Source organism: Kitasatospora sp. NPDC028961, from assembly GCF_055564815.1.
Map to the genome: position 1 here is coordinate 95,285 of NZ_JBVHVO010000011.1, position 9,632 is coordinate 104,916.

Genomic DNA, 9,632 nt, shown 5'->3' on the forward strand with positions numbered 1-9,632 from the left:
GACGTAAGTGAGCGAAGAGAAGCTCCGCTACTTCCTCAAGCGGGTGACCGCTAATCTGCACGAGACCCGGCAACGTTTGCAGGAACTGGAAACGGCCGGTGGTGAGCCCATCGCCATCGTCGGCATGAGCTGCCGCTTCCCCGGCGGGGTACGCGACCCCGAAGCCCTGTGGGAACTGCTGGACGCCCAGCGGGAATCGGTGGCCGGACTGCCCCAGGACCGGGGGTGGGCCTTCGGCGACGCCGACGACCCCGGATCCGGCGCCGCGGAGGTGCAGGCGGGCAACTTCGTCTACGACGCCACCCAGTTCGACGCCGGGTTCTTCGGGATCAGCCCGCGCGAGGCGCTGTCGATGGACCCGCAGCAGCGGCTGCTGCTCGAAGTGGCCTGGGAGGCACTGGAGCGGGCCGGGATCGACCCCGCGTCGCTGCGCGGTTCGGCGACCGGCGTGTTCGCGGGCGCCTCCGCCTCCGGCTACGGCTGGATCACGGGCAAGCAGGGCGAGCTCGACGGCCACGTGATGACCGGCAACGCCACCAGCATCCTGTCCGGCCGGGTGTCCTACACGCTGGGCCTGGAGGGCCCGGCGGTGACGATCGACACCGCGTGCTCGTCGTCGCTGGTCTCGCTGCACCTGGCCGCGCAGGCGCTGCGCTCCGGCGAGTGCTCGATGGCCCTGGTCGGCGGCGCGTTCGTGGCGGCCACCCCGGTGCTGTTCACCGACTTCAGCCGCTCGCTGGGACTGTCTCCGGACGGGCGCTGCAAGACCTTCGGGGCCGGGGCGGACGGCATGGGCGTCGCCGAGGGCGCCGGGGTCGTGGTGGTGGAGAAGCTCTCCGACGCGCGCCGCAACGGGCACCGGGTGCTCGCGGTGGTACGCGGTTCGGCGATCAACCAGGACGGCGCCTCCAACGGTCTGACCGCTCCCAACGGCCCCTCGCAGCAGCGCGTGATCCGCGCGGCGCTGGCCAGCGCCAAGCTGTCGACGGCCGACGTCGACGTGGTGGAGGCGCACGGCACGGGCACCCCGCTCGGGGACCCGATCGAGGCCCAGGCGCTGCTCGCCACCTACGGCCAGAACCGGCCGGAGGAGCGGCCGCTGTGGCTGGGGTCGGTGAAGTCCAACATCGGGCACACCCAGCAGGCCGCCGGTATGGCCGGGATCATCAAGATGGTGCTGGCGCTCCAGCACGAGCGGCTGCCGGCGACGCTCCACGTGGCGGAGCCGACCCCGGAGGTCGACTGGTCGGCCGGTGAGGTGGAGCTCCTGGCCGAGCCGGTCCCGTGGCCGGTCGGGGAGCGGGTGCGCCGGGCCGGTGTGTCGGCCTTCGGAATGAGCGGCACCAACGTCCACATCATCCTGGAGGAGGCCCCGACCGGGGACGCCGAGACGGTGGAGACGCCGGCCGGGGACGCCGACGAGGCGGACGCCCTGGACGAGCCGGCCGCGGAGGTGGCGGCGGCACCGGTCGCTCCGGCCCTGCTGGAGCTCGACGGGTCCACCGCGTGGGTGGTGTCGGGTCGGTCGGCGCAGGGGCTGACGGCTCAGGCGGGCCGGTTGCGGGAGTGGGTGTCGGCGCGGCCGTCGGTGGATCCGGTGGATGTGGCGTGGTCGTTGGCGGCGACGCGGTCGGTGTTCGAGCACCGGGCGGTCGTGGTCGGTGGTGGTCGTGAGGAGCTGGTGTCGGGTCTTCAGGGCCTGGTGGCCGGGTCGGGTGCGGCCGGGGTGGTGTCGGGGGTTGCCCGTTCGGGTGGTCGGACGGCGTTCGTGTTTGCGGGTCAGGGCGCGCAGTGGTTTGGCATGGGCCGTGAACTGGCCCTGTGCAGTCCGGTGTTCGCGGCGCGCCTGGCGGAGTGTGAGGCGGCGCTGGCGCCGTATGTGGACTGGTCGCTGGGTGAGGTTCTGGCGGGTGCGCCGGGTGCGCCCGCTCTGGACGCGGCAGACGTGGTGCAGCCGGTGCTGTGGGCGGTGATGGTGTCGCTGGCGGCGGTCTGGGAGGCCGCCGGTGTGACGCCGGACGCCGTAGTGGGTCACTCCCAGGGCGAGATCGCCGCCGCCACGGTGGCGGGGATGCTGTCCCTGGAGGACGGCGCGCGGGTGGTGGCGGTGCGGGCTCGGGCGCTGACGAGTCTGTCGGTGCAGGGTTCGATGGTGTCGGTGGTGATGCCGTCGCAGGCGGTGCGGGAGATCGTCGAGGGCTGGGGCGAGCGCCTGTCGGTCGCCGCAGTCAACGGCCCTGCTGCGGTGGTGGTGTCGGGTGAGCCGGAGGCGTTGTCGGAGTTCGAGCGTGAGTTGGCCTCGCGCAAGGTGCTGCGGTGGCGGATTCCGGCGACGGACTTCGTGGCGCATTCGCCGGCGGTGGAGCCGTTGGAGGCGGTGCTGGCGGCGGAGTTGGCCGGGATCGTCCCGCAGACGGGTCGCGTTCCGATGATCTCGACGGTGACGGGCGAGTGGCTGTCCGGCACCGAGGTCGACGCGGCCTACTGGTTCGCGAACCTGCGGCGGATGGTCCGCTTCGAGGAGGCCGTTCGCACCCTGCTGGGCGGTGGTTACGGCTCGTTCGTGGAGGTGTCGACCCATCCGGTGCTGACGGCGGCGGTGGCGGAGACGGCCGAGGACGCCGGTGTCGCCGACGTCCTGACGGTGGGCACGCTGGAGCGTGACAACGCGGGCGCCACCCGCCTCCTCACTTCGCTCGCCCAGGCCTACGTCGGCGGTCTCGCGGTGGACTGGAAGGTCGTGCTGCCCGCCGCCGAGGTGGTGGAGCTGCCGACCTACGCCTTCCAGAAGCAGCGGTACTGGCTGGAGCCCTCGGCCGCGACCGTCGTCCCGGTCGGTGGCGACGGTGCGAGCACGGCCGTCGAGGCCCGGTTCTGGGCCGCCGTCGAGGGTGGCGACCTGGCGCACCTCGCCGAGGAGCTGGAGCTGGACGACCGCCGCTCGCTCGGCGAGGTCCTGGAGGCGCTGACCTCGTGGCGCCGCCGCGAGCTCGACCGGTCGGCGACGGAGAACTGGCGCTACCGCGTCAGCTGGGCGCCGGTCGCCGACCCCGCCCCGACCGCGCTCACCGGCCGCTGGCTGGTGCTCGCCGACCGGGCCGACGACGAGCTGACGCAGGACTGCGTCCGGGCCCTGACCGCCCGTGGCGCCGATGTCACGGTCGCCGAGGTACCGGCCGGTGTCACGGACCGGCAGGACGTGGCCGCCATCATCGGCGGGGCCCTGCCGGGCGACGAGGTGCCGGCCGGAGTGGTGTCGCTGCTGGCCCTGGACGAGACACCGGTGCCCCAGTACCCGGCGGTCACCCGGGGTTTCGCCGCCACGCTGGCCGTGGTGCAGGCGCTGGGCGACGCGGGCGTCGGCGCACCGCTGTGGGTGCTCACCCGCGGCGCCGTCGCGGCGACGCCGGAGGAGGCGCTGACGAACCCGCTGCAGACCCAGATCTGGGGCTTCGGCCGGGTCGTCGGACTGGAACACCCCGACCGCTGGGGCGGGATGATCGACCTTCCGGCCGCGTTCGACGAGCAGGCCGCGGGACGGCTGGCCGCGGTGCTGGCCGGGTGCGGCGAGGACCAGGTCGCGATCCGTCCGGCCGCGGTCTTCGGCCGCCGGCTCGGCCGGGCCGACCGGCCCCGCGCCCACGCCGAGCAGTGGACGCCCACCGGGACCGTCCTGGTCACCGGAGGCACCGGCGCGATCGGTGGACACGTGGCCGGCTGGCTGGCCGACCGGGGAGCCAAGCGGCTCGTGCTGACCAGCAGGTCCGGGGCCGGCGCCGCCGGTCTGGCCGCGAAGGTCGCCGGACTGGCGGCCCGGGGCAGCCACGTGGACGTCGTCGCCTGCGACGCGGCCGACCGGTCCGACCTGGCCGGGCTGCTCGACCGGATCGCCGCGACCGGCCCCGCGCTGTCCGCGGTGATGCACGCCGCCGGTGTCGTCCAGCACACCACCGTGCACGAGACCGACCTGGCCGAGACGGCCGCCGTGCTGGCCGCCAAGGCCTCGGGCGCCGTCCACCTGGACGAGCTGACCAGGGGCCTGGACCTGGACGCCTTCGTGCTCTTCTCCTCGATTGCGGCGACCTGGGGCAGTGGTCTCCAGCCCGCCTACGCCGCGGCCAACACCTTCCTGGACGGCCTGGCCGAGCACCGCCGGTCCCAGGGCCTGACCGCCACCTCGGTGGCGTGGGGTTCGTGGGGCGGCGGCGGGATGACCGACGAGGCGGGTGCCGCCCAGGGCAGCCGCCGCGGGCTGATCGTCATGGACAAGGACCACGCCGTCCAGGCGCTGGCCCAGGTCCTGGACGGCGGCGAGCCCCAGCTGACGGTCGCCGACATCGACTGGGCGCGGTTCGCCCCGCCGTTCACGCTGCGCCGGCCCAGCCCGCTGATCGAGAACCTGCCCGAGGTCCGGCAGGCCCTGGCCGGTGACCTGCCGGAGGCCGGCGGGGCCGACCCGGCCGCGGGCTCGGATGCGAGCGCGTCCTGGCGGCGGCAGCTGGCCGGCCTGTCGCGCATCGAGCAGAACCGGCTGCTGGTCAACCTGGTGCAGACCCAGGCGGCCTCCGTGCTGGACTACCCGTCGCCCGAGGCCGTCGAGGCCACCCGGGCCTTCAGCGACCTGGGCTTCGACTCGCTGACCTCGGTGGAGCTGCGCAACCGGCTCGGCGCCGCCACCGGCCTGCAGCTGCCCGCCACGCTGATGTTCGACGCGCCCACCCCCACGGCCGCCGCCGAGTTCCTGTTGGTGCAGCTGGCCGGCGTCCCCGACGGCGCGCAGAGTGCTCCGGTGGTGGCGGCGGCGAGTGACGAGCCGCTGGCGATCGTCGGCATGGCGTGCCGCTACCCGGGCGGGGTGACCGGCCCGGAGGCGCTGTGGGACTTGGTGACCGCCCGGACCGACGCCATCTCCGTACTGCCGGAGGACCGGGGCTGGGTCATCGAGGACACCGCCGACGCGGCCGACGGCGGGCCCGTCCGGGCGGGCGGCTTCGTCTACGACGCGACCGGCTTCGACGCGGGGTTCTTCGGGATCAGCCCGCGCGAGGCGTTGTCGATGGACCCGCAGCAGCGGCTGCTGCTCGAAGTGGCCTGGGAGGCGCTGGAGCGGGCCGGACTGGACCCGGCGTCGCTGCGCGGTTCGGCGACCGGCGTGTTCGCGGGCGCCTCCGCCTCCGGCTACGGCTGGAGCTCCGGACTGGAGGGCGAACTGGACGGGCACCTCGTCACGGGGATCTCGACCAGCGTGGTCTCCGGCCGGGTGTCGTACGTGCTGGGCCTGGAGGGTCCGGCCGTGACGGTCGACACCGCGTGCTCCTCGTCGCTGGTGGCGCTGCACCTGGCCGCGCAGGCGGTGCGCTCCGGGGAGTGCACGCTGGCCCTGGCGGGCGGCGTCATGGTGGCGGCCAACCCGCTGCTGTTCGACCAGTTCAGCCGGCAGATGGGGCTGGCGCCGGACGGCCGGTGCAAGCCGTTCTCGGCGGAGGCCGACGGCATGGGCCTGGGCGAGGGCGCGGGCATGGTGGTCGTGGAGCGGCTGTCGGACGCGCAGCGCAACGGGCACCGGGTGCTCGCGGTGATCCGCGGCAGCGCGACCAACCAGGACGGTGCGTCCAACGGTCTGACCGCGCCGAACGGTCCCTCGCAGCAGCGGGTGATCCGCGCGGCGCTGGCGAACGCCGGGGTCCGTGCCGACGAGGTCGACGTGGTGGAGGCGCACGGCACGGGGACCCCGCTGGGCGACCCGATCGAGGCGCAGGCACTGCTGGCCACCTACGGCCAGGAGCGGGGCGGCCAGGGGCCGTTGCGGCTGGGTTCGGTGAAGTCGAACATCGGGCACACCCAGGCCGCGGCCGGTGTGGCCGGGGTGATCAAGATGGTGCTGGCCCTCCAGCACCGGGAGCTGCCGGCGACGCTGCACGCCGCCGAGCGCTCGCCGCACATCGACTGGTCGGCCGGTGAGGTGGAGCTGCTGACCGAGGCGGTGCCGTGGTCGGCCGAGAACCGGGTGCGTCGTGCCGGTGTCTCGTCGTTCGGGATGAGCGGTACCAACGCGCACGTCATCCTGGAGGAGGCCCCGGCTCCGGTCGCCACCGAGGCGGCTCAGGCTCCGGTCGCTCCCGCGGTGGTCGTGCCCGGCGGTGCTGCCGCGTGGGTGGTGTCGGGTCGGTCGGCGCAGGGGCTGACGGCTCAGGCGGGCCGGTTGTACGACTGGGCGGTGGCGCGGCCGTCGGTGGAGCCGGTGGATGTGGCGTGGTCGTTGGCGGCGACGCGGTCGGTGTTCGAGCACCGGGCGGTCGTGGTCGGCGGTGGTCGTGAGGAGCTGGTGTCCGGGCTGGGCAGCCTGGTGGCCGGGTCGGGTGCGGCCGGGGTGGTGTCGGGGGTTGCCCGTTCGGGTGGTCGGACGGCGTTCGTGTTTGCGGGTCAGGGCGCGCAGTGGGTTGGCATGGGCCGTGAACTGGCCCTGTGCAGTCCGGTGTTCGCGGCGCGCCTGGCGGAGTGTGAGGCGGCGCTGGCGCCGTATGTGGACTGGTCGCTCAGTGAGGTTCTGGCGGGTGCGCCGGGTGCGCCCGCTCTGGACGCGGCAGACGTGGTGCAGCCGGTGCTGTGGGCGGTGATGGTGTCGCTGGCGGCGGTCTGGGAGGCCGCCGGTGTGACGCCGGACGCCGTAGTGGGTCACTCCCAGGGCGAGATCGCCGCCGCCACGGTGGCCGGGATGCTCAGCCTGGAGGACGGCGCGCGGGTGGTGGCGGTGCGGGCTCGGGCGCTGACGAGTCTGTCGGTGCAGGGTTCGATGGTGTCGGTGGTGATGCCGTCGCAGGCGGTGCGGGAGATCGTCGAGGGCTGGGGCGAGCGCCTGTCGGTCGCCGCAGTCAACGGCCCTGCTGCGGTGGTGGTGTCGGGTGAGCCGGAGGCGTTGTCGGAGTTCGAGCGTGAGTTGGCTTCGCGCAAGGTGCTGCGGTGGCGGATTCCGGCGACGGACTTCGTGGCGCATTCGCCGGCGGTGGAGCCGTTGGAGGCGGTGCTGGCGGCGGAGTTGGCCGGGATCGTCCCGCAGACGGGTCGCGTTCCGATGATCTCGACGGTGACGGGCGAGTGGGTGTCCGGTACCGAGGTCGACGCGGGCTACTGGTTCGCGAACCTGCGGCGGATGGTCCGTTTCGAGGAGGCCGTTCGCACCCTGCTGGGTGGTGGTTACGGCTCGTTCGTGGAGGTGTCGACCCATCCGGTGCTGACGGCGGCGGTGGCGGAGACGGCCGAGGACGCCGGTGTCGCCGACGTCCTGACGGTGGGCACGCTGGAGCGTGACAACGCGGGCGCTACCCGCCTCCTCACCTCGCTCGCCCAGGCCTACGTCGGCGGCCTGTCGGTGGACTGGAAGGTCGTGCTGCCCGCCGCCGAGGCGCTGGAGCTGCCGACCTACGCCTTCCAGCACCAGCACTACTGGCTCCAGGCCGCCGCGACGGCGTCCCCCGTCGGTGGCGACGGTGCGAGCACGGCCGCGGAAGCGCAGTTCTGGGCCGCCGTCGAGGGCGGCGACCTGGCCCGGCTCGCGGACACCCTGGCGATCGAGGACCAGCAGCAGCTCAGCACCGTGCTGCCCGCCCTGGCGACCTGGCGTCGCCGGGAGCAGGACCGCTCGGTCACGGAGAACTGGCGCTACCGCGTCAGCTGGGCGCCGGTCGCCGACCCCGCTCCCGCCCGGCTGTCCGGGTCGTGGCTGGTGGTGCTCCCCGCCGGGGAGACCGACGGCGAGGTGGCCCGGGGCTGCACGGCGGCGCTGACCGCCCGCGGCGCCGAGCCCGTCGTCCTGGAGATCACGGCCGAGGCCGACCGGAAGCAGCTGGCCGAGCGGATCCGCGCGGTGCGGCCGGAGTCCGGCTTCGCCGGGGTGCTGTCGCTGCTGGGCCTGGACGAGGCGCCGGTGCCGGAGCACCCGGTGGTGCCCCGGGGCCTCGCCGCGACGCTGAGCCTGGTGCAGGCGCTGGGCTCCGCCGAGGTGGACGCGCCGCTCTGGGTGGTTACCTCCGGTGCGGTGGCCGGTGGGCCGGGCACCGGACCGGCGAGCCCGGTGCAGACGCAGGTGTGGGGTCTGGGGCGGGTCGTCGCCCTGGAGCACCCGGACCGCTGGGGCGGGTCGATCGACCTCCCCGGGACGGTCGACGAGCAGGCCGCGGGACGGCTGGCCGCGGTGCTGGCCGGGTGCGGCGAGGACCAGGTCGCGATCCGTCCGGCCGGGATCCTGGCCCGACGGCTGACCCGCGCCCCGCACCCCCGCCCGGCGGAGCGGCCGTGGACGCCGACCGGGACCGTCCTGGTCACCGGAGGCACCGGCGCCATCGGCGGGCACGTGGCCCGCTGGCTGGCCGGCCGGGGCGCCGAGCGGCTCGTGCTGACCAGCCGGTCCGGCGCCGGCGCCGCCGGGGTCGCCGCACAGGCGGCCGAACTGGCCGCCCGGGGCAGCCGGGTGGACGTCGTCGCGTGCGACGTGAGCGACCGGTCCGGGCTGGCCGGGCTGCTCGACCGGATCGCCGTGACCGGCCCCGCGCTGTCCTCGGTGATGCACACCGCGGGCCTCGGACAGGCCACCACGGTCGAGGACACCGACCTGGCCGAGACGGCCGCCGTACTGGCCGCCAAGGCCGGGGGCGCCGTGCACCTGGACGAGCTGACCAGGGGCCTGGACCTGGACGCGTTCGTGCTCTTCTCGTCGATCTCGGCGACCTGGGGCAGCAGCGTCCAGCCCGCCTACGCCGCGGCCAACACCTTCCTGGACGGCCTGGCCGAGCACCGCCGGGCGCAGGGGCTGCCCGCCACCTCGGTGGCCTGGGGGCCGTGGGGCGGCGGCGGGATGACCGATGCCGACACCGGCGCCTGGATGGCCCGGGGCGGCCTGATGGTCATGGACCAGGACCACGCCGTCCAGGCGCTGGCCCAGATCCTGGACGGCCGCGAGGGCTCCGTCACGATCGCCGACGTGGACTGGGCGCGGTTCGCCCCGCCGTTCACGCTGCGCCGGCGCAGCCCGCTGATCGAGGGGCTGCCCGAGGTCGTCGCGGCGCTGGCCGGGGCGGGGGCCGGTGCGGCCGCCGACCCGGACGCGGGCGCGTCCCTGCGGGAGCAACTGGCGGGCCTGACCCGGGCCGAGCAGAACCGGACGCTGGTCAAGCTGGTCCAGGCGCAGGCGGCCGCGGTGCTCGACTACGCGTCCCCCGAGGCCGTGGAGGCCACCCGGGCCTTCAGCGACCTGGGCTTCGACTCGCTGACCTCGGTGGAGCTGCGCAACCGGCTCGGCGCCGCCACCGGCCTGCAGCTGCCGGCCACGCTGCTGTTCGACTGCCCCACCCCGGCGGCGGTGGCCGAGTACCTCTGGAACGAGGAGTTCCGGGACGGGTCCGGTCCGGTGTCCCTGGTGGAGGAGGTCGACCGGCTCGGGTCGGTGCTGACCGGGGCGGCGCCGGACGAGAAGACGCATCAATTGATCACCGATCGCCTGCAGGAGCTCCTTTCCCAGTGGATGGAGGTTGGTGCTCCCACGGAAACCCAGGCGGTCGCGGAGAAGATCGGGTCCGCGACGGACGACGAGATATTCGAGTTCATCCACAAGGAACTCGGCAGGTAAGTGGTTGTCC

1 protein-coding gene is annotated in these 9,632 nt (G+C 74.5%); it reads left to right on the plus strand.

All coding sequences use genetic code 11. The features are described from left to right. Positions 1-7 precede the first annotated feature (7 nt). Positions 8-9,622, plus strand: coding sequence for a type I polyketide synthase (locus ACZ4UX_RS20970; protein ID WP_465707768.1), 9,615 nt, complete (start codon positions 8-10; stop codon positions 9,620-9,622). The last annotated feature ends 10 nt before the right edge of the window (positions 9,623-9,632 follow it).